At 45.8% G+C, this 550-nt stretch carries 1 protein-coding gene and 1 pseudogene; both read left to right on the forward strand.

Annotated elements, in window-relative coordinates; all coding sequences use genetic code 11:
• The coding region (locus tag R7O13_RS29955; RefSeq protein ID WP_318305603.1) for a ParA family protein at window positions 1-400 on the forward strand (400 nt) is incomplete at its 5' end.
• A 7-nt stretch (window positions 401-407) separates the two neighbouring features.
• Window positions 408-550 (forward strand): annotated as a pseudogene (locus R7O13_RS29960) (chromosome partitioning protein ParB); the annotation flags it as partial.

Below are 550 nucleotides of genomic sequence, written 5' to 3' on the forward strand. Positions count from 1 at the left end.
ACTGTTAATTCCTTGTGCGGCAAAACGTCTAGACTGGGCATCTACGGTTAACTTCTTCCAGCATTTGCCTACGGTTTATGAGATGTTCCCAGAAGATTGGAATGGCTTAGAGTTTGTTCGTCTAATGCCAACCATGTTCGAAGACGACAACAAGAAGCAAGTCTCGGTATTGACGGAAATGAACTATCTGCTTGGTGACCAAGTGATGATGGCAACCATTCCACGTAGCCGTGCATTTGAAACGTGTGCAGACACCTACAGCACTGTGTTTGATTTAACCGTAAGTGATTTCGAAGGCGGCAAGAAGACACTTGCAACTGCTCAAGATGCGGTTCACAAAAGCGCATTGGAATTGGAGCGCGTATTGCACTCTAACTGGCCGTCATTAAATCAGGGGTAAACAGTAAATGGCTTTGAAAACGTCTGAATTAAACGCGAAATTATTTGGTAAAACGAATAAACGTCGAGTAGCGACTCCACAAGAAGCGCAAACGGCAGCAAAAGAAAAAGCGCAAACCATCGAGTTGGCAGTGGCGGGTGAGGGCACGGT

The organism is Vibrio sp. Y176 (genome assembly GCF_033438945.1).